This window comes from Pseudomonas sp. TH43 (genome assembly GCF_016650635.1).
In the GTDB taxonomy this organism is placed as follows: Bacteria; Pseudomonadota; Gammaproteobacteria; order Pseudomonadales; family Pseudomonadaceae; genus Aquipseudomonas.
The window spans coordinates 153,428-176,205 of sequence record NZ_JAEKFI010000003.1 but is presented as its reverse complement, the minus strand read 5'-3'; the positions used below and the strand labels follow the sequence as shown (position 1 = coordinate 176,205).

General features: G+C 58.8%; 21 protein-coding genes and 2 pseudogenes. 4 read left to right on the top strand and 19 right to left on the bottom strand.

The genetic code is table 11. From position 1 onward, the window contains the following. Window positions 1-168: 168 nt before the first annotated feature. The 3 genes and pseudogenes from JFT81_RS10315 to JFT81_RS10305 form a co-directional block, all read right to left on the bottom strand. Window positions 169-708 carry a FixH family protein gene (locus JFT81_RS10315; RefSeq protein ID WP_201227232.1) on the bottom strand — a complete coding sequence of 180 codons (540 nt, stop codon included), beginning with the start codon at window positions 706-708 and terminating at the stop codon, window positions 169-171. Window positions 709-719: 11 nt separating this feature from the next. Beyond that, window positions 720-2,135, bottom strand: a complete 1,416-nt coding sequence (ccoG, locus tag JFT81_RS10310; protein WP_201227231.1) for a cytochrome c oxidase accessory protein CcoG — start codon at window positions 2,133-2,135, stop codon at window positions 720-722. A gap of 378 nt (window positions 2,136-2,513) precedes the next feature. Then, window positions 2,514-2,630, bottom strand: a pseudogene (locus tag JFT81_RS10305) (type II toxin-antitoxin system Phd/YefM family antitoxin); the annotation flags it as partial. Between the two features lie 251 nt (window positions 2,631-2,881). Here JFT81_RS10305 and JFT81_RS10300 point away from each other — a divergent pair. After that, a complete protein-coding gene (locus JFT81_RS10300; RefSeq protein ID WP_201227230.1) occupies window positions 2,882-3,898 on the top strand; it encodes a metallophosphoesterase in 1,017 nt (338 codons plus the stop codon). 68 nt (window positions 3,899-3,966) lie between these two features. On the opposite strand, the gene ccoP (JFT81_RS10295) is transcribed toward JFT81_RS10300, so the two are convergent. The 8 genes from ccoP (JFT81_RS10295) to ccoN (JFT81_RS10260) all read right to left on the bottom strand — a co-directional run bounded on the left by ccoP (JFT81_RS10295) (window position 3,967) and on the right by ccoN (JFT81_RS10260) (window position 10,864). Then, entirely contained in the window at window positions 3,967-4,950 is a 984-nt protein-coding gene (gene ccoP, locus JFT81_RS10295; protein WP_108226615.1) for a cytochrome-c oxidase, cbb3-type subunit III, read from the bottom strand. Next, window positions 4,947-5,132: a CcoQ/FixQ family Cbb3-type cytochrome c oxidase assembly chaperone gene (locus JFT81_RS10290; RefSeq protein WP_003175465.1), complete on the bottom strand. Its 186-nt coding sequence runs from the start codon at window positions 5,130-5,132 to the stop codon at window positions 4,947-4,949. Before JFT81_RS10290 ends, ccoP (JFT81_RS10295) begins: the two co-directional genes overlap by 4 nt. A gap of 5 nt (window positions 5,133-5,137) precedes the next feature. Beyond that, on the bottom strand, window positions 5,138-5,746 hold the full coding sequence (gene ccoO / locus JFT81_RS10285; protein ID WP_064116879.1) for a cytochrome-c oxidase, cbb3-type subunit II: 609 nt from the start codon (window positions 5,744-5,746) through the stop codon (window positions 5,138-5,140). Then, on the bottom strand, window positions 5,746-7,188 hold the full coding sequence (gene ccoN, locus JFT81_RS10280; protein WP_201227229.1) for a cytochrome-c oxidase, cbb3-type subunit I: 1,443 nt from the start codon (window positions 7,186-7,188) through the stop codon (window positions 5,746-5,748). Before ccoN (JFT81_RS10280) ends, ccoO (JFT81_RS10285) begins: the two co-directional genes overlap by 1 nt. Window positions 7,189-7,669: 481 nt before the next feature. Then, window positions 7,670-8,623, bottom strand: a complete 954-nt coding sequence (gene ccoP / locus JFT81_RS10275) for a cytochrome-c oxidase, cbb3-type subunit III (protein WP_201227228.1) — start codon at window positions 8,621-8,623, stop codon at window positions 7,670-7,672. Next, window positions 8,620-8,817, bottom strand: a complete 198-nt coding sequence (locus tag JFT81_RS10270) for a cbb3-type cytochrome c oxidase subunit 3 (RefSeq protein ID WP_103303919.1) — start codon at window positions 8,815-8,817, stop codon at window positions 8,620-8,622. Before JFT81_RS10270 ends, ccoP (JFT81_RS10275) begins: the two co-directional genes overlap by 4 nt. A 3-nt stretch (window positions 8,818-8,820) precedes the next feature. Beyond that, window positions 8,821-9,429, bottom strand: coding sequence for a cytochrome-c oxidase, cbb3-type subunit II (gene ccoO / locus JFT81_RS10265; protein WP_126361827.1), 609 nt, complete (start codon window positions 9,427-9,429; stop codon window positions 8,821-8,823). Between the two features lie 10 nt (window positions 9,430-9,439). Further along, window positions 9,440-10,864: a cytochrome-c oxidase, cbb3-type subunit I gene (gene ccoN, locus JFT81_RS10260; protein ID WP_201227227.1), complete on the bottom strand. Its 1,425-nt coding sequence runs from the start codon at window positions 10,862-10,864 to the stop codon at window positions 9,440-9,442. A gap of 95 nt (window positions 10,865-10,959) precedes the next feature. On the opposite strand from ccoN (JFT81_RS10260), the gene JFT81_RS10255 reads away from it, so the two are divergent. Both JFT81_RS10255 and JFT81_RS10250 read left to right on the top strand, forming a co-directional pair. Continuing rightward, window positions 10,960-11,640: an alpha/beta family hydrolase gene (locus JFT81_RS10255; protein WP_201227226.1), complete on the top strand. Its 681-nt coding sequence runs from the start codon at window positions 10,960-10,962 to the stop codon at window positions 11,638-11,640. A 1,093-nt stretch (window positions 11,641-12,733) separates the two neighbouring features. Continuing rightward, on the top strand, window positions 12,734-13,099 hold the full coding sequence (locus tag JFT81_RS10250) for a hypothetical protein (RefSeq protein ID WP_201227225.1): 366 nt from the start codon (window positions 12,734-12,736) through the stop codon (window positions 13,097-13,099). 244 nt (window positions 13,100-13,343) lie between these two features. Here JFT81_RS10250 and JFT81_RS10245 read toward each other — a convergent pair whose 3' ends face one another. From JFT81_RS10245 to inhA, 3 genes are all read right to left on the bottom strand, one after another. Further along, on the bottom strand, window positions 13,344-14,909 hold the full coding sequence (locus JFT81_RS10245; protein WP_201227224.1) for a PAS domain-containing methyl-accepting chemotaxis protein: 1,566 nt from the start codon (window positions 14,907-14,909) through the stop codon (window positions 13,344-13,346). A 102-nt stretch (window positions 14,910-15,011) separates the two neighbouring features. After that, window positions 15,012-15,803, bottom strand: coding sequence for a CPBP family glutamic-type intramembrane protease (locus JFT81_RS10240; RefSeq protein WP_201227223.1), 792 nt, complete (start codon window positions 15,801-15,803; stop codon window positions 15,012-15,014). A 234-nt stretch (window positions 15,804-16,037) separates the two neighbouring features. Continuing rightward, a complete protein-coding gene (gene inhA, locus JFT81_RS10235; protein WP_201227222.1) occupies window positions 16,038-16,724 on the bottom strand; it encodes an isonitrile hydratase in 687 nt (228 codons plus the stop codon). A 90-nt stretch (window positions 16,725-16,814) separates the two neighbouring features. Here inhA and JFT81_RS10230 point away from each other — a divergent pair, with 90 nt between their 5' ends. Beyond that, window positions 16,815-17,798, top strand: coding sequence for a GlxA family transcriptional regulator (locus JFT81_RS10230; protein WP_201227221.1), 984 nt, complete (start codon window positions 16,815-16,817; stop codon window positions 17,796-17,798). On the opposite strand, the gene JFT81_RS10225 is transcribed toward JFT81_RS10230, so the two are convergent. From JFT81_RS10225 to JFT81_RS10205, 5 genes and pseudogenes are all read right to left on the bottom strand, one after another. Next, window positions 17,767-18,666, bottom strand: coding sequence for an alpha/beta hydrolase (locus JFT81_RS10225; RefSeq protein WP_201227220.1), 900 nt, complete (start codon window positions 18,664-18,666; stop codon window positions 17,767-17,769). The genes JFT81_RS10230 and JFT81_RS10225 overlap by 32 nt on opposite strands. A gap of 12 nt (window positions 18,667-18,678) precedes the next feature. After that, window positions 18,679-19,311 carry a BRCT domain-containing protein gene (locus JFT81_RS10220; protein ID WP_201227219.1) on the bottom strand — a complete coding sequence of 211 codons (633 nt, stop codon included), beginning with the start codon at window positions 19,309-19,311 and terminating at the stop codon, window positions 18,679-18,681. Window positions 19,312-19,323: 12 nt separating this feature from the next. After that, a pseudogene (locus tag JFT81_RS10215) lies at window positions 19,324-19,711 on the bottom strand (hypothetical protein). Between the two features lie 359 nt (window positions 19,712-20,070). Then, complete coding sequence (locus JFT81_RS10210; RefSeq protein WP_201227218.1) at window positions 20,071-21,897, bottom strand: glycoside hydrolase family 15 protein; 1,827 nt, start codon at window positions 21,895-21,897, stop codon at window positions 20,071-20,073. After that, window positions 21,890-22,690 carry a glucose 1-dehydrogenase gene (locus tag JFT81_RS10205; protein ID WP_201227217.1) on the bottom strand — a complete coding sequence of 267 codons (801 nt, stop codon included), beginning with the start codon at window positions 22,688-22,690 and terminating at the stop codon, window positions 21,890-21,892. The genes JFT81_RS10210 and JFT81_RS10205 overlap by 8 nt, the downstream gene beginning before the upstream one ends. Window positions 22,691-22,778 lie beyond the last annotated feature (88 nt).

Below are 22,778 nucleotides of genomic sequence, written 5' to 3'. Positions count from 1 at the left end.
CCCTCACCCCAGCCCTCTCCCGGAGGGAGAGGGAGCCGATCGATGTGGGCCGGAAAAACAGCGGCAGTCACCGATATCGTCACTGCCATGCACAAGGCATGCAAGCGCCCGAAATCAGTCCCCTCTCCCTCCGGGAGAGGGTTAGGGTGAGGGGCTTTTGATGTTGACTCACTTTTTCAAGTCTTCGGCGCCTTGCAGCGGTTCGTCACCGAGCAGCAGATCCTTGTCATGGCTCACCAGCTCTTCTTCGAACATGCGCCAGACGTGGTCATCCTGACTGCCGAGCAATTCGACAAAACGACGACCTTCGACTTTATCGCCGAGTTGACCGATATAGCGACCGGCTTCGGTTTCGCTGCGGGTCAGGACGATCTTGCGATCCTTCTCCGGTTGGGTCGGCGAGATCAGATTCAGTTCCAGGGTCTTCGGCTGGCTGGCGCCGCTCAAGCGCAGATCGACTTCGCCGGTCACGTCATCCAGATGCACGTTGGCGCGCATCTTCAGGTTCTGCGCGAGCAACTCGCGATCCAGCGAACGGTTGATGCCTTTGCCGGCCTCGTAGTAGTTGTCATTGACCAGGTTGTCCGGGTTGTTCACCGCGATGGTTACCATCGACAAGGTCAGCGTCACCGAGCAGGCCAGAATCCCGATGATGATCCATGGCCAAAGGTGCTTGTACCAGGGGCTTGCGGCGTTTGCTGCGGGCATGTTCAGTTCTCTCAACGGATTTGTGGGCCGATGAATCGGCTCTTGGCTTCAACGTGGACGCTGTCGTCATCGGCATCCTTGAGGATGAATTTCACCTCGTTGGTGCTCGATGGCAGCTGTTCCGGTGCGCTCGACAGTTCGACCGGCATGCTGACTATGTCGCCGGCCGCGACCTTGATCTCGCGCTTGCCTTGCAGGCGCAGATCCGGCAAACCGCCAGCTTCCAGCAGGTAAGTGTGGTCGCGCTGGTCTTTGTTCATGATTTTCAGGCTGTAGACGTTCTCGATCCGGCCTTCGGCGTTTTCGCGGTACAGCACACGGTCCTTGCTGACGTCGAAACCAACCAGCGAGCGCATGAAGAACGCGGTCACCAGCAGGCTGATCATCGCTAGCAACACGATGGCGTAGCCGATCAGGCGTGGCCGCAGTTTATGGGTTTTCTGCCCGGACAGGTTGTGCTCGGTGGTGTAGCTGATCAGGCCGCGCGGGTAGTCCATCTTGTCCATGATGCTGTCGCAGGCATCAATACACGCGGCGCAGCCAATGCACTCGATCTGCAGGCCGTCGCGGATGTCGATGCCGGTCGGGCAGACCTGCACGCACATCGTGCAATCGATGCAGTCGCCCAGTCCCAGGGCCTTGTAGTCGACGCCTTTCTTGCGCGGGCCACGGCTTTCCCCGCGACGTGGATCGTAGGAAACGATCAGCGTGTCTTTGTCGAACATCACGCTCTGGAAGCGCGCATACGGGCACATGTAAATGCACACCTGCTCGCGTAACCAACCGGCGTTGCCGTAGGTGGCGAGGGTGAAGAAACCGACCCAGAAGTACGACCAGCCATCGGCCTGGCCGGTGAAGAATTCGATCACCAGTTCGCGGATCGGCGAGAAGTAGCCGACGAAGGTCATGCCGGTGACGAAACCGATCAGCAACCACAGCGCGTGTTTGGCGAATTTGCGTGCAAACTTGTTGGCGCTCATCGGCGCCTTGTCGAGCTTGATGCGGTGGTTGCGGTCGCCTTCGGTGACCTTCTCGCACCACATGAAAATCCATGTCCACACGCTTTGCGGGCAGGTGTAACCGCACCAGACTCGGCCGGCATACACCGTGATGAAGAACAGGCCGAAGGCGGCGATGATCAATAGACCCGAAAGCAGAATGAAATCCTGTGGCCAGAAGGTCGCGCCGAAGATGAAGAACTTGCGCTCGGGCAAATTCCACCACACCGCTTGATGGCCGCCCCAGTTCAGCCACACCGTACCGAAATACAACAGGAACAATGCCGCGCCGCCCATCATCCGCAGATTGCGGAACAGGCCGGTGAAAGCGCGGGTGTAGATTTTTTCTCGAGAGGCGTAAAGGTCAACGCTGTTGTTCGCGTTTTTGCTCGGTGGTGTGACGTCGTGTACCGGAATCTGGTTGCTCATCATTGCATCCCACGGCAGTGGAAAAATGCCTCGGTCGATACGTGCCAACCGCGGTCAAAAAGGAGTGTTGCAGTGGCGCAATGATACGCCTGTCGCTCTAACTCAAGGGTGCGACCTTTGGTCGCGTTGGGTAAAAAACCCGAATGGTGTAGCGAATGTAACAAAGCATGATGCAGGTCAATTGACTTGTAGAGTATGGACAGTTTTGCCGTGACGGCTAATTCATTGTTTCCATGGGTGAAGCGGTGTGACGCCGCTGGCTTGGATGGCAGAAATTAACCTTCGTGGGGCGATGACGCTTTTGGCCCCGGCGATATCATTTTTGTCAGCCTGGGGTCTACGCCGTTCGGCAATAGCCTCGGTAACGAGCCAATACGTTCAGGACGTTCGGTGAATCATCACGGCGCGCTCGGTCTCGAACTCGACGTCTGCCGCTTCAGGCATGACCAACAAGTCGACGATACTCGTATGGGTGTCGGTCAGTTTCCGGTACTCGCCTTTTAATCGACGGTTTGATTGCATTCGTTACAGACCTGGATCAGTTGAAACCTCTACAGTAATTACCGGTTGGTCAACTATCGCGGCAGAGTGTTTCTGTGGGGTTGGTAACTGATTAAATACAGGAAATATAAGTTATTAATATTTGCGCTGTGTGAAGTTTGTTTAGTTAGGCATTTGTTGTAGTTTGTTTTTGCCGGATAAGTGTTTTCTGGCGCTGCGATGTTTAATCTTGAGAAGGAACTCTTATGTTGTATCTGAAATGGCTGCAACGCTGTGCGCTAGTGTTTTGTTTTTTTGTGGCAACGGCTCATGCGCAAGACAGTGCATATTCCCCACGTCAATTAGTCTTTACCTCGGACCCACAATTTCCATGGACCGAGAACTCGGATAGCGGCGTGGAGGAATCAGCCTCGGAGCGTGACAAGCGCTCGCGCTGGCTGATTGAAACCCAGTACGCGGATGTGGCCGCTTACCGGAAAAACTTCAATCAGCATGTCGAGCGGATCCCGGTGATGATCAATGGCGATATGACGGCCTTCGGTCACGGCGGACAACGCTCCACCATCCAGTCGATTCTGGAAAAACAACTGGGTGGCGTTTACGACTACGGTCTGGGTAATCATGACTACGACAACAATATCGATGACTGCAGCTTTCCGGAAAATAACTGTGCTGCCGGCAGTATCTCGGATTTGAAAGAGCGGTATTGGGGCAAGGTCCGTACCTTTGACCTGGCATTGAGAGATGCGAACGGCAGAAAAACATTCTATGGCAGTCTTGCTTATTCAAAAACCTATGGTGATGTGCATCTGGTGCAATTGAATAACGAACCGACCTACGCAGTGAAATTCTCTTCCGGGTTTCCCTTGTTTAAAGTCGATTACGAAATAACGCATGCGCTGGATTGGCTCGAGCGTGATCTGAAAGTTGCTCGTGATAACGGCAGGATCATTATTCTGAATATGCACAAGCCCAATGGCTGGGTCGGTAGCAGAGAGCAGATCGACCGATTCAAGTCGATCATAAAGAAATACGCAGTGACCGCCGTATTCGCCGGGCACTTGCACACGCGTCCGGGGTTCTTCTATTCCGCTTATCAGAACTTCGGCGATGTTCCGGTCTACCTCAGTGGCGGGGCATCCAATCAGACCTATCTGATGGCTGAGATTGCCGATGATCGCAAGACGATGAAGGTGCATCAGGTTAACAAGAACAATTGGCTGAACCGCCAGCTGATTGATGCCGTCAACGTACAGTATTGATCGGGCCTGATAAAAAAAGGCCCCGCCAATTCTCATTGGCGGGGCCTTTTTTGCTGCAAGCGCCGGCGTTACTCGGCGTTCGCTTCCGGTGCTTTTTCACCGTGGGACAGGCTGTAAACATACGCCGCCAGCAGGTGCACCTTGTCGTTGCCTTGCAGTTGTTCCTGCGCTGGCATCTGGCCCTGACGGCCGTAACGGATGGTCTGTTGCAGTTGCGCAAAGCTTGAACCGTAGATGAACGCGCCCGGGTGGGTCAGGTTCGGCGCGCCCATGGCGGGGGTGCCTTTGCCTTCTGGACCGTGGCAGGCCACGCAGTTGGCGGCGAACAGTTTTCCGCCGTTTTCCGGGTCAGCCTTGGTGTCTTCCGGCAGTTTACGGCCATCGAGTTTGGTCACGACGAATGCAGCGACGTCGGCCACGCCTTGCTCACCGATCACTTCAGCCCAGGCCGGCATCACCGCGTGACGACCGCCCATGATGGTGGTCTTGATGGTTTCCGGTTCGCCGCCCCAGCGCCAGTCAGCGTCGGTCAGGTTAGGGAAGCCGTAAGCACCCTTGGCGTCGGAACCGTGGCACACCGAACAGTTGGAGGCGAACAGGCGGCCACCCATTTTCAGTGCTTGCGGATCCTTGGCGACTTCTTCGATTGGCATCGCGGCGAACTTGGCGAAGATCGGACCAAACTTGGCGTCCGAACGAGCCATTTCCTTTTCCCACTCGTGCACGCCGGTCCAGCCCGTCTGGCCGTTGGCGAACGCGGTCTGCTTGTCGTTATCGAGGTAGTTATAGCCCGGCAGCAGACCTTTCCAGTTGCCCAGGCCAGGGTACAAAACCAGATAACCCAGTGCGAACACGATGGTGCCCACGAACAGCATGAACCACCATTTCGGCAGTGGGTTGTCGTACTCCTCGATCCCGTCGAAGGAGTGCCCGACCGTCTCGTCCGTCTGTTCGCTGCGCTGGCCCTTGCGGGTCGACAACAGCAGCCAGGTCAGGGCGAAGATCGTACCGAGACTGAGGACTGTGACGTACAGACTCCAGAATGTAGTCATTCTTTGTTACTCCTAGAAGCTTGCTCGACGTGCTTGATGGCTTCGGGATCATCCGCAAAAGGCAACAAGGTCGCGTCTTCAAACTCCGACTTGCGCTTGGGGCTGAACACCCACAACGCCAGACCGATGAAAGCCACCATCACAACAACGGTGCCCAGGCCACGAATCATCCCGATATCCATCCAGATCACCGTTTGCTTTTGATGATGGTGCCCAGGCCTTGCAGATAGGCCACCAGCGCGTCCATTTCGGTTTTGCCCTTCACGGCGTCCTTGGCCCCGGCGATGTCTTCGTCGGTGTAAGGAACGCCGAGCGTGCGCAACACTTCCATTTTCTTGGCCGTGTCTTTGCCGTCGAGCTTGTTTTCCACGAGGAACGGGTAAGCCGGCATCTTCGACTCAGGCACCACGTTGCGCGGGTTGTACAAGTGCGCACGATGCCAGTCATCGGAGTAACGACCGCCCACTCGGGCCAGGTCCGGCCCGGTACGCTTGGAACCCCACAGGAACGGGTGATCCCAGACGCTTTCACCGGCAACCGAGTAGTGGCCATAGCGTTCGGTTTCAGCACGGAACGGACGGATCATCTGCGAGTGGCAGCCGACACAGCCGTTGGCGATGTAAACGTCGCGGCCTTCCAGTTCCAGCGCCGAACGCGGCTTCATGCCTTCGACCGGCTTGTTGGTGACATCTTGGAAAAACAGCGGAACGATTTGGGTCAGGCCGCCAACGCTGACGGCGATGACCATGAAGAAGGCCAGCAGGCCAATATTCTTCTCGACAGCTTCATGCTTCATCAGTGAGCTCCAACGACAGCGATCTGGGCGGCGGCTTCGGCTTCAGCCGAATTCGAGGCGAGCACGGTGCGACAGACGTTGTAAGCCATCAGGAACATGCCGCTGGCAAAGAATGCACCGCCCAAGGCACGAACGATGTAGCCCGGGTGGCTGGCTTGCAACGCTTCAACGAACGAGTAGGTGAGGGTGCCGTCGTCGTTGATTGCACGCCACATCAGGCCCTGAGTGATGCCGTTGACCCACATCGAGGCGATGTAGAGCACGGTGCCGATGGTCGCGAGCCAGAAGTGCGCGTTGATCAGGCCGACACTGTGCATCTGCGCACGGCCGAACAGTTTCGGGATCATGTGGTAGATCGCGCCGATCGAGATCATCGCTACCCAGCCGAGCGCGCCGGCGTGTACGTGGCCGATGGTCCAGTCGGTGTAGTGCGAGAGCGAGTTGACGGTCTTGATCGCCATCATCGGACCTTCAAAGGTCGACATGCCGTAGAACGCCAGCGAGACCACAAGGAAGCGCAGGATCGGGTCGGTGCGCAGCTTATGCCAGGCGCCCGACAGGGTCATCATGCCGTTGATCATGCCGCCCCAGCTTGGCGCCAGCAGGATGATCGACATGGCCATGCCCAGCGATTGCGCCCAGTCCGGCAGCGCGGTGTAGTGCAGGTGGTGCGGGCCGGCCCAGATGTACAGGGTGATCAGTGCCCAGAAGTGCACGATCGACAGGCGATAGGAGTAGATCGGACGTTCGGCCTGCTTCGGCACGAAGTAGTACATCATCCCCAGGAAGCCAGTGGTCAGGAAGAAGCCCACTGCGTTGTGGCCGTACCACCATTGAATCATCGCGTCGGTCGCGCCCGCGTAGGCGGAGTAGGACTTGAAGAAGCTCACCGGCAAGGAGGCATGGTTGACGATGTGCAACATCGCGGTCACGACGATGAACGCGCCGTAGAACCAGTTACCCACGTAGATGTGCTTGGTCTTGCGCTTGGTAATGGTGCCGAAGAACACCAGACCGTAGGTGACCCAGACAATGGCCAGCAGAATGGCGAGCGGCCATTCCAGTTCCGCGTATTCCTTGGTGGTGGTGTAACCCAGCGGCAAGGTAATGATCGCGCCGACGATTACCGCTTGCCAGCCCCAGAAGGTGAAGGCTGCGAGGCTGTCGGATATCAGTCGCGTCTGGCAGGTTCGCTGCACGACATAGTAGGAAGTGGCAAATAGTGCACAACCACCAAAGGCGAAAATCACCAGGTTTGTGTGCAACGGGCGCAGGCGTCCAAAGCTCGTCCACGGCAGACCGAAGTTCAATTCCGGCCAGACCAGTTGCGAGGCGATGAAGACACCGAGCCCCATGCCAAGGATCCCCCAGACCACCGTCATGATGGCGAACTGGCGGACTACCTTATAGTTATAAGCAGTCGGACTGATTGCTGTGCTCATTCTAAGGTTCCACGGTTTGGGTGTTTTATTAGGATTAAAATCGGCCGCAAGTATGCAGAGAGCAGGGGGTCATTGCAACGCGCCATGACCTGGGTCAATGCTTTCCAACGCTGATTCTGCGGCCTTTCCATGCGCCGCGTAAGGTCAAAATTGGCCTCGGACAAAATGTCGCAGCGGACGAAAAAAGCGAGGGGTTCAGGTCACTTGTAACTGGGTGTGTTCCAACAGCCGGTTCGGCTGATGAACGGCAATCGGCGCGACAGCCGGTATCTACCGGCCTTTGCGGCGAGTCTGTCAGCCGATTCGACGAACACATCGCTCAGGGGCAACCTGGAACCGGCACGAGCCAGTCCGCATCGAGCAAGCGTAGACCCGAATCAGAGGAACCGAAAGGAGAGGGTGTGACGGGGTGCGACAATGCGTCGCAAAGGGGCGGGATGCTGCCGCACCGAGAATGGTGCGGCAGCGTTGTACACAGTGATTACTGTTTGTTGTCTTCAGTAATAAGCTTTTCTGTATTCAATCCGTGCGACAGGCTGTACACATATGCGGCCAGCAATTGCACTTTATCGTTGCCCAGCAGCTCGTTCTGTGCCGGCATGTGGCCTTGACGGCCATGGCGAATGGTCTGCTCAAGCTGCGTCAGGCTGGTGCCATAGATAAATCCGGCCGGGTGCGTCAGATTCGGCGCACCCATGGCTTCAGTGCCGTGGCCGGTTGCCCCATGACAGGCTACGCAAGTGGTGCTGAACGCCTGCTGTCCCGCTTGCAGATCAGCCTTGCTGTCCGCTGGCAGCGGCAGGCCGGCCAGTTCGTGACGCACGTAAGCGGCGACGTTCTTCACCCCGGCCTCACCGAGCACTTCGCCCCAGGCCGGCATCGCCGCCATCCGTCCACCCATGATGGTGGTCTTGATGGTGTCGGCGTCGCCGCCCCAGCGCCAATCGCTGTCGGCGAGGTTAGGGAAACCGAACGCGCCTTTGGCATCCGAGCCGTGGCACACCGAGCAGTTGGAGGCGAACAGACGCCCACCCATTTTCAGCGCCTGCGGATCCTTCGCCACTTCTTCCAGCGGCATGGCGGCGAATTTGGCGAAGATCGGTCCGAACCTGGCGTCAGCCTTGCTCATTTCCTTTTCCCACTCGTGGACGCCGGTCCAGCCGTCCTCGTAGCCGGGCAGGATGCCTTTCCAGTTGCCCAGGCCCGGATAGAGGATCAGATAGCCCACGGAAAACACCAGCGTGCCGGCGAACAGCATGAACCACCACTGCGGCAGCGGGTTGTCGTACTCCTCGATGCCGTCGAAGCTGTGGCCCATGGTCTGGTCGACGCTGCCCTTGGTCTCGCCCCGACGCGTGCCGACCAGCAGCCAGGTCAGGCCGATCAGGCTGCCGATGGTCAGTACGCAGATCCACGTACTCCAGAAGGTGGTCATGGCCGGGTACTCCTTGGTTCAGATGCTGGGGTTGTGTCGGGTAGCGGTTCGTCGGCGAATGGCAGCAATCGCGCTTCGGCGAACTCCGGGGTGCGCTTGCGGTTGAACACCCACAATGTCAAACCGACGAAAGCGACGAACACCACGACCGTGCCGAGGCCGCGAATCAGGCCTGCACTCATTTCAATGACCATGGCTCACCTCTTGCTCTTGATCGCAGTGCCAAGCACTTGCAGGTAGGAGACCAGGGCGTCCATTTCGGTCTTGCCCTTGAGGCTGGCCACTGCGCCGGCGATGTCGTCGTCGGTGTAAGGCACGCCGAGGGTGCGCATGGTCTTGAGCTTGGTTTCGGTGTGGCTGCTGTCGACCGCTTGCGTGACCAGCCATGGGTAGGCCGGCATTTTCGACTCAGGCACGACGTTGCGCGGGTTGTACAAGTGCGCGCGGTGCCAGTCATCCGAGTAACGCGCGCCGACCCGGGCCAGGTCCGGACCGGTGCGCTTGGAGCCCCACAGGAACGGGTGATCCCAGACGCTTTCACCGGCCACCGAGTAGTGCCCGTAACGTTCGGTTTCGGCGCGAAACGGGCGGATCATCTGCGAGTGGCAGCCGACGCAGCCTTCGCGAATGTAGATGTCGCGGCCTTCCAATTGCAGCGCGGTGTAGGGCTTCATGCCTTCCACCGGTTTGTTGGTGACGTCCTGGAAGAACAGCGGGACGATCTGGGTCAGGCCGCCGATGCTCACGGCAAACACCATGAGCAACATCAACAGGCCGACGTTCTTTTCAATCGTTTCGTGTTTCATGGCGGACTCCTCAGGCCATCTGCGCGGCAGCGACGACGTCAGCAGGCTGCGAGGCCCGCACGGTGCGCCAGGTGTTGTAAGCCATCAGGAACATGCCGCTGAGGAAGATCGCCCCACCAATCAGCCGCACGACAAAACCAGGATGGCTGGCCACCAGGGTTTCGACGAAGGAGTAGGTCAGCGTGCCGTCCTCGTTCACGGCGCGCCACATCAGGCCCTGGGCGATGCCGTTGACCCACATCGAGGCGATGTAGAGCACGGTGCCGATGGTCGCGAGCCAGAAATGCGCGTTGATCAAGCCGACGCTGTGCATCTGCGCTTTGCCGAAGATTTTCGGGATCATGTGATACAGCGCGCCGATGGAAATCATCGCCACCCAGCCGAGCGCGCCGGCGTGAACGTGGCCGATGGTCCAGTCGGTGTAGTGGGAGAGGGCGTTGACCGTCTTGATCGCCATCATCGGACCTTCAAAGGTCGACATGCCGTAGAACGCCAGCGAGACCACGAGGAAGCGCAGGATCGGGTCGCTGCGCAACTTATGCCAGGCGCCCGAGAGGGTCATCATGCCGTTGATCATGCCGCCCCAGCTCGGTGCCAGCAGTACCAGCGACATCACCATACCCAACGACTGCGCCCAGTCCGGCAGCGCGGTGTAGTGCAAGTGGTGCGGGCCGGCCCAGATGTACAGCGTGATCAGTGCCCAGAAGTGCACGATCGACAGGCGATACGAATACACCGGACGCTCGGCCTGTTTCGGCACGAAGTAGTACATCATCCCGAGGAAACCGGCGGTGAGAAAAAAGCCTACGGCGTTGTGGCCGTACCACCACTGCACCATCGCGTCGGTTGCACCGGCGTACACCGAGTAGGACTTGGTGAAACTCACCGGCAACTCAAGGTTGTTGACGATGTGCAAAATCGCCACGGTGATGATGAACGCGCCGAAGAACCAGTTGCCCACATAAATGTGCTTGGTCTTGCGCTGCATGATCGTGCCGAAGAACACGATCGCGTAGGCGACCCAGACGATGGTGATCAGGATATCGATCGGCCATTCCAGCTCGGCGTATTCCTTGGAGCTGGTGTAACCCAGTGGCAGGCTGATTGCCGCCAGCAGGATCACCAGTTGCCAGCCCCAGAAGCAGAACGCGGCGATTTTCGGCGCAAACAATTGGGTCTGGCAGGTGCGCTGTACCGAGTAAAAGGAACTGGCGAACAGGGCGCAGCCGCCGAACGCGAAGATCACCGCGTTGGTGTGCAGCGGGCGCAGGCGGCCGAAGCTGGTCCACGGCAAATTGAAGTTGAGTTCGGGCCAGACCAATTGGGCCGCGAGAAAAACCCCGAGCCCCATGCCGACGATGCCCCACACCACCGTCATAATGGCGAATTGGCGGACCACCTTGTAGTTGTAGGCGGTACTGATAGAAGTGTTCATGGTTCCCCATCCACGGTTCAGCCGAAGTGAGCGCGCGCACAACACGCGGCGAATCCTTCGTCTGGAGTTATAGGCAGACTAAAAGCGAGGCAAGCATGGACAAACAGCACAAGGCCAGTATTGACGGGGATCAATGGGCGCAGTGCGTGCGTGATCATGGGTGGCTCTGGAACGCCGCCAGTGGTGAGGCTTCGGCGACGTTGATCCTCGCCCACGGTGCTGGTGCGCCGATGGATAGCGACTGGATGAACGATATGGCTGGGCGCCTTGCCGGGCTTGGGGTGAACGTGTTGCGGTTTGAGTTTCCTTACATGGCCCAACGTCGTGTTGATGGCGGTAAACGTCCGCCGAACCCGGCGCCGAAACTGCTTGAGTGCTGGCGTGAGGTGTATGGCTTGGTGCGACGTCATGTCACTGGGGTTTTGGCCATTGGTGGTAAGTCCATGGGTGGGCGGATGGCGAGTCTTTTGGCTGACGAATTGGGCGCCGATGCGCTTGTTTGTCTCGGGTATCCGTTTTATGCGGTTGGGAAACCCGAGAAGCCGCGGGTTGAGCATTTGGCGGGGTTGAATACACGGACTTTGATTGTGCAGGGGGAGCGGGATGCGCTTGGCAACCGTGATGCTGTCGAGGCGTATGCGTTATCGCCGAGTATCAAGGTGTATTGGCTGGTGGCCGGGGATCATGATTTGAAACCGCTCAAGGTTTCCGGGTTTACCCATGAACAGCATTTGGTTAGCGCCGCGCAGAAAGTAGCCGAGTTTCTCAAGGGTTAATCGAGATCCCGAACTGCATAAAGATCGGCTCCCTTTCCCCTCGCCCCCATTGGGGGAGAGGGCTGGGGTGAGGGGGTAGATCTTGAACGTTGCACACTTTTCGATCTGTGTGCATATCCATTGCTGCGGCACCGGCCACTTAGGGTTTCGCCCTGACGGCGACTCACTTTTTTTACAAACGCCTAAAAAAAGTAAGCAAAAAAACGCTTGCTCCTACGTGCGGCCCGCTCGCTGGGGCTCGGGGTTCCTTCGCTGCTGGATCGATCCGGGGGGCATCGCCTACGGTTTGCTGCGCTGCACCTCCTCTCGATGTGTTTGGCTGCGCCAAACGGTCGCTGCGCTCCCACCCCCGGATCAATCCCTCCACTCAGCCTTCCGACGTCGCCCGTGGATCAAGATCAAGAGCTGCAGCCGAGCTAACGCTCATCCTGCGAGTGGTGCGGCTGCGCCGCGAGTTTCATGTAGGAGTTGCCGCAGGCTGCGATCTTCTGATCTCGCTCTTCGTAGGAGCAGAGCTTGCTCGCGAAGGCGGCTTGCCAGCCGATCAATGTCTTACAGACCGCATGCAATCCCTGTGTGAGCTGACCTGCCAGCGATGGCGGCCTACCGGCCGACCAGTCTCTTACTGATGAACCCGGTCCAAATGTGGGAGCGAGCCTGCTCGCGAAGGCGGCCTGACAAACAACATCAAAAAAACAGAGCAACTTCCCGTCTTTTCTGCCCATAAACGCAATCCAGCGAACACGTTTAAGTTACACAACACGTTACGCCACAGGGCCTACAACACCTTGCGCCGTTACCTACGCGTACGCCAGAATCCGCCGGCTTACACGGCTATGAGGCGGGCGGTATGGTTTCCCTGTCACTGAAAATCAGTGATCGGGTTTGGTAGCCCGCTTTAAATTGTCGTTGTCGCGACACCTTCGATGCTGTCTCTTTTTTGAGGTATGGCTTTGTATGGTGGGCATGCGTGGGGCTCCTCTGTGAGCGCCGGGTTTCCCGATTTGACCGGTCTACCAACCTGCGCATGGCCGCCACCCGCCGTTTGGTAGCGAGGGTGATGGCTCCTATTGTTCAAATTGGAGCTTTATCTATGTTCAAAATTACGCCCAACCCACCCAGCACCGATCCAATTCCCCACGACCCCGCGCTCGACTCACAGAAGGTCAAAGAAGCGACCGATCGCGCCCTCGACTACTACCTCAGCCCCGAAGCCCTGGCGGCTCCACCAAGTTCGCCAAAATTTCGCCCCGTCTATCTCGTCGACCCCACGCTGGATGACGAAACCCTACTCGTCGAAGCCAGTGAGTCACTGTCGTTCGCCCATGCCATGGCCGGCAACATCGCCAATTCAATCGGTGGCCCGGAGCGCAAACCGCTGCTGGCGCTGCAACAGGTGATCATGCTCAACGAACTATTGGTCAATCGCCTGCTGGATAAGCGGAAGTTGCCTCAGTAGTTACGGCGCCAGCCCTTGCCCTAACCCTCTCCCAGAAGTAGAGGGGACTGACCGAGGTGCATGTGCGAGGTACGCCGACTTGAGATACCGAGTCGAACTCAAATTCTGAAATGCACAGAGATCGGCTCCCTTTTCCCTAGCCCCCTTGGGGGAGAGGGCTGGGGTGAGGGGGAAGTGTTCACTGACACAACAAAAAACCCGGAAAGCTCTCGCCCTCCGGGTTTTTTGTTATCGCCCAGTTTAATCAGCGGTTAAACCGCTCCACCAACGAGTACTGCGTATTCGCCGTCTTCGTCAGCTCTTCACTCAGCAACGCTGAGTTTTGCGCCTGTTCCGACGTCTGATCCGCCAACTCCGAAATGTTGCTGATGTTGCGGCTGATCTCTTCAGCCACCGCACTTTGCTCTTCGGTGGCTGCGGCGATCTGCGTGGTCATGTCGGTGATGTTGGCCACCGCTTCACTGATGCCGACCAATGCCTGATCCGCTTCCAAGACTCGCGCTACACCTTCTTCCGCCTGACGATGCCCGGCTTCCATGGTTTGCACGGCGCTCGAAGCGGTTTGCTGCAACTTGGCGATCAGGGCGTGAATCTGCCCGGTCGATTCGCTGGTGCGTTGCGCCAGTTGACGAACTTCATCAGCCACCACGGCAAAACCGCGACCCATCTCGCCGGCACGGGCCGCTTCGATGGCGGCGTTGAGCGCGAGCAGGTTGGTCTGGTCGGCGATGCCTTTGATCACGTCGACCACGCCGCCGATTTCGTCGCTGTCCTTGGCCAGTTGCGTCACGGTCAGACCGGTTTCACCGACGACTACGGACAGACGCTGAATGGCTTCGCGGGTTTCGCCTGCGATGTCACGACCGCGACCGGTCAGGCGATTGGCTTCCTGAGTCGCGTCAGCGGTGCGCTGTACGTGGCTCGCCACTTCCTGCGTCGTTGCGGCCATCTGGTTGACGGCGGTGGCGACTTGTTCGGTTTCCACGCGTTGACGTTCCAGGCCGATGGAGCTGTTGTGCGCCAGCGAGTCGGACTGCTTGGCCTGATCGGTCAGGTGTTCGGCGGTGTCCTGCAGACGCGTCAGGCAGGTTTTCAGGCGGGCTTCCTGGCTGAGGATCGACATCTCCAGACGCGCCTGGGCGCCACGGCTGTCGGTGTACATCTGCGCGATCAGCGGGTCGGAGGTGGTCTGTTCGGCCAGACGCAGCAGGCGCTTGAGCCCGCGTTGTTGCCACTGCAGACCCATCAGGCCCAGCGGCACCGAAAGACCTGCCGCCAGAGCAAAGCCCCAATGCGAGTTCAACGTCGCGCCGATCACGAAGCTCAGTTGGCTGACCAGAATGAACGGCAGCCAGTCCTGTAGCACCGGCAGCCATTTGTCGCTGGAAGGGATCGCTGACTTGCCCTGGTTGATGCGTTGGTAGAGCGCTTCGGCACGGCGGATCTGTTCGGCGGTGGGTTTGATCCGCACCGACTCGTAACCGACCACCTGATTGCCCTCGAACACCGGCGTTACATAGGCGTTAACCCAGTAATGGTCACCGGTCTTGCAGCGATTCTTGACAATGCCCATCCATGGCAAGCCTTGTTTCAATGTGCCCCACATGTGCGAAAACACCGCAGCCGGAACGTCTGGGTGACGGACCAGGTTGTGCGGCGCACGGATCAGTTCTTCTCGCGAAAACCCGCTGATCTCAACGAAAGCGTCGTTGCAGTAGGTGATCACGCCCTTGGCGTCGGTTGTGGAAATCAACCGTTGCTGAGCCGGGAAAGTCCGTTCGCGTTGTGTGATGGGCTGGTTATTACGCATGGTTTTTCAATCCGCAAGGCTTTGAAAGGTTGTCGGCGGTGTCAGCTTTTTATTGAAATTTTTTTTCAGATTTAAGAATGCCGTCGCAAAACGGTCATTGCTTCAGCCCGCGAGCATCGGATAAGTGAACAGGCCGAAGTGCAGCAGATTGAGCCCGAAATGCGTGGCGATCGCCGCACCCAGTCCGCCAAAACGGTAGGCCAGACCATAGCTGACCCCCGCCAGCCCCGCCAGCAACACCCAGGTCCAGCCTGCACCCGCGTGCACCAATGCGAACAGCGATGAGGCCAGCAACAGCGCCAGGTTGTCGCCGTAGGGCAGGTGCTTGAAGCGTCGCATCAGGCCGCCCTGTATATAGCCGCGAAACAGTGCTTCCTCGACCAGTGTCACCAGCAGCAGGTTGTTCAGCACCCACAGCCAGGCCTGATCCGGCCACTTCGGCGCCCACTCGATCACCCCCAGCAACATCGCGCCACCGAGGGCCAGAATCACGCTCAAGGTCAGGGCGAGGGCGGTGGCGTACACGGTCAGTCGCAACGAGCGCCGCATGACAATCCACGGACAGACCAGCAACAGCCAGAAGCCAATCAGCGGTTTGTCCAGGTTCAGGTACATCGCGAACGGCACGGCGTTGTCGGTGAAGCGCTGCGGGTCAATTGCCCGACCATTGAAAAAGCCCGGTAACCAATGCAGAGCCAACGCCACCGCGAGAACGATAAACAGGCCATGACCGAGAAACCGCGCGACCGGGACTTTTTGCAGATGCACGGCGAAACCGGCGAACGCCAGCAGCCCAATGGAGATCAGTGCCAGCCAGCCGAGTTGGCCGTAGCTCAGCGCCAAGCCGTAGCCGAGGCTGAGAAGTGCCAGATAGAGCCATGGCAACGCCTTCATTGAAAATCCCTGTGCAAAATTGTGGAAGGGCTTTCTACACGGGTGAAGGCGTGGGGACAAGTGAAGCTGCGGCGGGAAGTGGGGACGGCACACAAACCCGAAACCACACACGAAACCCATTGTGGGAGCGAGCCTGCTCGCGAAAGCGGTGGGTCAGACAACATTAATGTTGACTGATCCGCCGTCTTCGCGAGCAGGCTCGCTCCCACATGGGATTTATATTTGGCCGGGTGTTTAGCGCAGGTTGAGTTTCGCGGCAGCACGTTCGGTTATTTCCGTGCGCAGTTTCAGCGACGGCGCAGCACGCAAGCGCGCTTCATCGACAATCGCGCTCGGCGCAGTGTCCGGGCTGCCCGAGTCAAACGGTGGCGCCGGCGCATATTCCAATTGCAACTGGATCAATTGCGCCGCGTCGCCATCCACCAACTCAGCCGCCAACACCAAAGCAAAATCGATCCCCGCCGTAATCCCTCCACCGGTAAACAGATTGCCGTCACGCACCACACGATCCTTTACCGCAATCGCGCCCAGCGTCGGCAACAGATCGTGATACGCCCAATGTGTGGTCGCTCGCTTGCCTTGCAACAGGCCCGCCGCACCGAGCACCAGCGATCCGGTGCACACTGAGGTCACGTAACGCGCTTGCGCAGCCTGACGTTTGATGAAATCCAGCGTCTGTTCATCCTCCATCAACGGCCCGACGCCACCACCGCCAGGCACACAGATCACATCCAGATCGGGGCAGTCCTCGAACGTGGTGGTCGGTTTCAGCAGCAGGCCAGTGCTGGCGGTGACCGGCATCAGATCCTTCCAGATCAAATGCACCTGCACGTCCGGCAGTGAGGCGAGCACGTCGTAAGGGCCGGTCAGGTCAAGTTGCTGAACCTGTGGAAACAACAGAAAGCCGATCTGCAACGTCATGGTTTTTTTCTCCATTGAGAGGGGTGGACGGCATCACTGTAGGCGCGTAGCGTTTGGCGCATACGCCAATAACCCCACGAATTACGCCAAATGCCAAAAACCATCCACGTCCTCGCGTTCGCCAATCTGCAACTGCTGGATGTCACCGGCCCGTTGCAGGTGTTCTCCTCGGCCAACGACATTGCCCGTCAGCAAGGCTTGCCTGCGCCTTACGCGCCGACGGTGATCGCCAGCGGCGGCGGGGCGGTGACTTCTTCGGCAGGTTTGGCATTGCTCGCCGAGCCCTTGCCGCAGGAGGCCAGCGATACGCTGATCATCTCTGGCGGCTGGGGCGTTTACGCCGCCGCTGAAGACCCGGCGCTGGTGGACTGGGTGCGCGAGCATGCGACCAAATGTCGACGTGTGGCGTCAGTCTGCACCGGTGCTTTCTTGCTGGCGGCCAGCGGTTGGCTCGACGGTCGTCGGGTCGTCACCCACTGGACGCGCTGCGAGCAACTGGCGCAACAGCATCCGAAGCTGCGTGTCGAACCGAATCCGATCTTCATCAATGACGGCCCAGTGTGGACGTCGGCGGGTGTCACTGCGGGTATCGACCTGGCGCTGGCCATGGTTGAAGACGATCTGGGTCGCGACATGGCACTGGACGTCGCCCGGCAACTGGTGGTGTTCCTCAAGCGTCCGGGCGGGCAGTCGCAGTTCAGCGTGACCCTGTCATTGCAAAAACAAGGCAACCGCTTCGATGATCTGCACGCCTGGATCGCCGAGAACCTCACCCGCGACCTCGGCATTGCGACCCTGGCTGAACAGGCCGGCATGAGCGAACGCAGTTTCGTCCGCCACTACCGCGCCGACACCGGCCAGACCCCGGCGCGGGCGATCGAGTTGATCCGCGTCGAAACCGCCCGCCGTCTGTTGAGCGACACCGGCCTGCCGGTCAAACGGGTCGCGGCCAATTGTGGGTTTGGCAGCGAAGAAACCTTGCGCCGCAGTTTCCTGCGGGCCATTGGCGTGACGCCACAGGCTTACCGGGAGCGGTTTTCGGTCAGCGCCGCAACAGATCCAGCAATGCCTTGAGCGTTTCCTGCGGTGCTTCTTCGGGAATGTTGTGGCCGACACCGGCCAGCACTCGCCGTTCGTACGGGCCGGTGAAGTGCGCAATGTCTTCATCTTCTTCCGGCGCCGGGCCGACACCGTCGTCGGCACCGCACAATGAAATAGTTGGCACGCTAATCGGCGGTTGCCGGATCAACGCGTCTTCCATCCATTGCAGTGCCGGCTCGCCCGGGGCGTACATGAAGCGATGGCGATAGGAGTGAATCACCACGTCGACGAAGTCCGGGTTATCGAAGGTCGGGGCAGTCAGTGGATAACGCTCGGCGTTACGGCTCCAGGTCGGTGACCATAGCTTCCAGAGCAACTCACAGAAACTACGGCGATGCTGAGTCAGGCCTTCCACGCCACGCGGGGTATGAAAATAGTACTGATACCAGAGCCGATGCTCGGTCTCGGGATCCAGCGGCCGGTTGGAATTGGCAATGTCCTGCACGTTGTAGCCATCGCCAGTGACCAGACCTTGCACGCGCTCGGGAAACAGCGCCGCGACAATACATGCCGCACGACCGCCCCAGTCATAACCGCACAGCGTGGCTTGCGCGATGCCCAGCGCACCCATCAGATCCAGCAGGTCTTGAGCGAGGGCGGCTTGCTGGCCTGAGCGCAATGTTTCGGGAAGGTTGAAGCGGGTTGGCCCGTAACCGCGCAGATACGGGACGATCACCTGATAACCCTCGGCAGCAAGGGCTGGGGCGATTTCGTCGTAGCCACGGGGTGAATAGGGGAAGCCGTGGAGCAGGATGACCGGTGTGCCTGTGTCCGGGCCATGGTATTCGTAGGCAATGGTCAGACTTGGAGTTTTGCTGAAAAGAATCGCACCATCGGTCATCTCATGCTCCTGTTATCCGAACAGCACCTTCTGCCAGTGATCTTCGCTGATGATCGCAATCGGCACGCCGCTGTCTCTCAGTTCTACGGCTTTTTTGATCTTGGTGCCATAAGTGCTGTGAAGCCATTGATCATTGCCAATACTACCGACCACCAGATAGTGAATTTTTTTGCTGACTGATCCGCCAATAAGTCCACCACGTTCGATAATCTGCGATTCACATTCCTTTCGTGGACCATAGGCCATGACGCCTGTAAAGAGGAACACCCGATCAACCAGACATAACTCCGGGGCCGGGTGGTCGAGAGGAAGACTGGCAGACGCTGTATGGGCTTGTGCGATGCCGACCGGTAATCCGCTGAACTGATGGAGCATTTCCAGCAACTCCATAGATTCATCAGCGTCCAGAACGCCGTCGCTGAGCATGTCGGCGAGTCGTTTATAAAGGATGTTTACAACCGGATCTTCCAAGTGCACCAAATGGGTTTCGATCCATGTCTTTAGAAACTCGGCTTCCTGTTGGTGGATCTTGCCGTCGGCGGCAAGTCCTGCGGCAATACCCACCAGTGCGTCGGCTGAACGCCGGTCGATCCTGGCCTGATGAAAGAAAGCGCTGTTTTGAAATTCCTGATGCAGATCGACCATCGGTGCTACTCCTTAAGCCTCAGCTTCCGCCACCTGATTGAAATACTTGGTCCGATGGCGTATATGTCACCAGCATCCTCGTCCGCGAACAGGTCAGCGAGCGTTCCTCACTCAAATCAATATCCAGATTTTCCCCACGCAGGCCCTGCCATTGGGCGAGGTATTTCAGCGAGCCGTATTTTTCGTTTTTCTTCAGGCTGCGACTTACTCCACCTTTCCAGCCGAGGACGGGCAATTCGCCGGCGAGGCACTTTTGGGCAATGTCGGGGAAACGGATGGCGCGCTGACGACCGATTTCCCAGCATTTGATCAGGCCTTTGTCGGCGGCTTCCCAGAGCTGGGTGCGGCTCAGGCCTGTGCGAAGGGGCGAGTCGATGCTGCGCTGGACGTGCTGGGTCATTCTGCTTCCTTGAATTCGGGTTTTGTTGGACAGCTCCGCTGTGCCCGTTGCGGTGGATGGTAGGGGCGGATGTAACAGGTGGCAACAAGGTATTTCCGGGTGTAAGTGTGAGTTACGAGGGAGGGATTGGGTCGGGGGTGTTTAGAAAATGTAGTGGCTGGGCTGCGCAATTTTGGTGAGGGGATTTATCCCCGACCGGCTGCGCAGCAGTCGCAAAGTCAGCAAATACGGTATTTCTGCAGGAATGGGGGCATAGGGTTGGGGGCTGCTTCGCAGCCCATCGGGGATAAATCTCCTCGCCGCAGGGATCCTACAAAATCATCGTTTTGTGGGGTATTTCCTACAGCCTGCGGCGAAGATTACGGCTGCCACTCACTCTTTTCCCCACTCAACCGTCGATCGAGAAAACTCGCCGCACTGATCAACGCCAGATGGGTCAGTGCCTGCGGGGTATTGCCCAGATGCCGGCCATGGCTGTCGAACTCTTCGGCATACAGCCCCAGCGGATTGGCATAGCGCAGTAATTGCTCAAACTCCAGATGAGCCTTTTCCACCTGGCCGGCGCGGGCCAGGCATTCGACGTACCAGAAGGAACACGCGGCGAACGCGCCTTCGGTGCCGGTCAAACCGTCGATGTTGGCGTCATCGTTGCGATAGCGGTAAACCATGCCGTCGCGTACCAGATGTTTCTCGATGGCCTCAAGGGTCGAGAGCCAGCGCGGATCCTTGGCGCTGACGAAACGCACCAGCGGCATCAGCAGCATCGAACCGTCGAGGGCCGTACCGCCCTTGTACTGCACGAAATGCCCGCGCTCTTCGTCCCAGAAGTTGTCCCATATATCGGCGTAGATCGCCTGACGGGTCTGATCCCATTGCGCGAACGGTGCCGGCAACGAGCGTTTCGAAGCCAAACGAATCGCCCGGTCCAGCGCCACCCAGCACATCAGCCGCGAGTGCAGAAAGTGATGTTGCTCACCGCGCATTTCCCAAATGCCTACGTCAGTCGTCTGCCACGTCTCACAGACCTGGTTGACCACTTCACACACATGTTTCCAGCCTTCATGGGAAATCGCATCGCCGTACTTGTTGACCAGATACACCGCGTCCATCAGTTCGCCAAAGATGTCGAGCTGGATCTGGTCATACGCGCCATTGCCGATGCGCACCGGTTTCGCGCCACCGTGGCCGGACAAATGTTCAAGCTCGGTTTCCGGCAATTCCTGGCGACCGTCGATGGCATACAAAATGTTGAGTTTCATCGGCTGGCCATGGCAATCGCTGACCCGTCCGCGCAGCCAGTTCATGTAGGCGTTGGCTTCGCCGACGAAGCCCAGGCGCATGAAGGCGTAAACGGTGAAGGAGGCGTCGCGGATCCAGGTGTAGCGGTAATCCCAGTTGCGTTCACCGCCGGGAGTTTCCGGCAGGCCAAAGGTCGCGGCGGCGAGGATTGCACCGTGCTTGCGTGAGGTCAGCAGCTTGAGTGCGAGGGCCGAGCGGTTGACCATTTCCCGCCAGCGTCCGCGGTAAATCGACTGGCCGATCCAGTCGCGCCAGAACTTCAGCGTGCGCTCCATGCAGAACTCGCCGGCACCCTCGGCAAACCGTGGGTCGTCCGTGGCACCTAGCATGAAGGCTGCCGTCTGATCCTGCTTGAGCGTGAACCGCGCGACCGCCGCGGCAGCATCGATCTGCAAGGGCTGATCAGAGGCCAGGCGCAGCGTCGGTTGCTCGCTGGCGCTGAACAATACGTCGTTGTTATCCAGCGCTGCGCTAGTGTCGGCACGGGCATAGTCGTGGCGTACGGCGCAGCGCATATGGAAAGTCGCCTCGCCGCTGACCACGCGCACACGGCGCATCAGCAGTGGCAAGTCATCTTCGCTGTCACTCACCGGCAGCATGTCGGTGATTTCCACGACGGCGAATTCGCTCAGCCAGCGGGTTTGCAGGACATTGGTGTCCGGCAGGTAAATCTGCTCGCGCCGGGCATCGGGCAAGTCCGGCGCCAACTGGAAAATCCCTGCGTCGGGGGTGTCGAGCAGCGAACAGAAAATCGACGGGCTGTCGAACTCCGGCCAGCAGAAAAAATCCACACTGCCCTTGTCGTTGACCAGTGCGGCACTGCGCATGTCGCCGATGATGCCGTGGGCGTCAATCGGGCTCTGTCGTTCTTGATGATGCTCAGCCATTGCCGCGAAACTCCGGATAAAGACTCATGCCGCCGTCGATGAACAGGGTGGTGCCGACGATGTAATCGGCGGCATCCGAGGCGAGAAAGACCACAGCGTTGGCGACGTCTTCAGCATCGCCGATGCGCCCGTAAGGAATCAGATCAAGCAGTTTTTCACCCGCAGCGCCTTCGGTGGCGGCGGCATTGATCGGCGTGCGGATCGCCCCGGGCGCGATGCCATTGATGCGAATGCGCTGATGGCTGACTTCCTGGGCGAGCGTTTGCATCAACTGATCGACACCGCCCTTGGACGCTGCGTAATTGACGTGTCCGGCCCACGGGATGCGCTGGTGCACCGAGCTCATGTGGATGATTTTGCCGGCGGCGCGGGACACACCTTCGCGAATGCCTTGGCGGTTGAAAATTCGTAGGGCAGAGCGAGCGCAGAGGAACTGGCCGGTGAGGTTGACGCCGATCACCGTATTCCAGTCATCCAGCGACATATCCACAGCCGCCGCGTCTTTTTGCAGGCCGGAATTGGCGATCAGAATGTCCAGTGAGCCGAAGGCGTCGAGGGTCTCGGCGAACAGCCGCTCAACTTCGTCTTCCTTCGACACGTCGGCACCGATGGCCAGCGCTTGCCCACCGTCGGCAATGATCTGTCGGGCCAGTGCTTCGGCAGGTTCGGCTTGGCGGTTGTAGTTGATGACCACGGCGGCGCCAGCCGCAGCCAGCGCTTTGGCGACCGCGTGGCCGATGCCGGAACTGGCGCCGGTGACCAGTGCAACCTGGCGGGCGAGGGAAATGTGCATAGCTGAGGCGCCTGGGTTGAGGGCTTAACTAGCTGACCGATTGCCAGGCGTGAGAGTTCACTCGATGCCGGTGTTGCATTGATTTTGC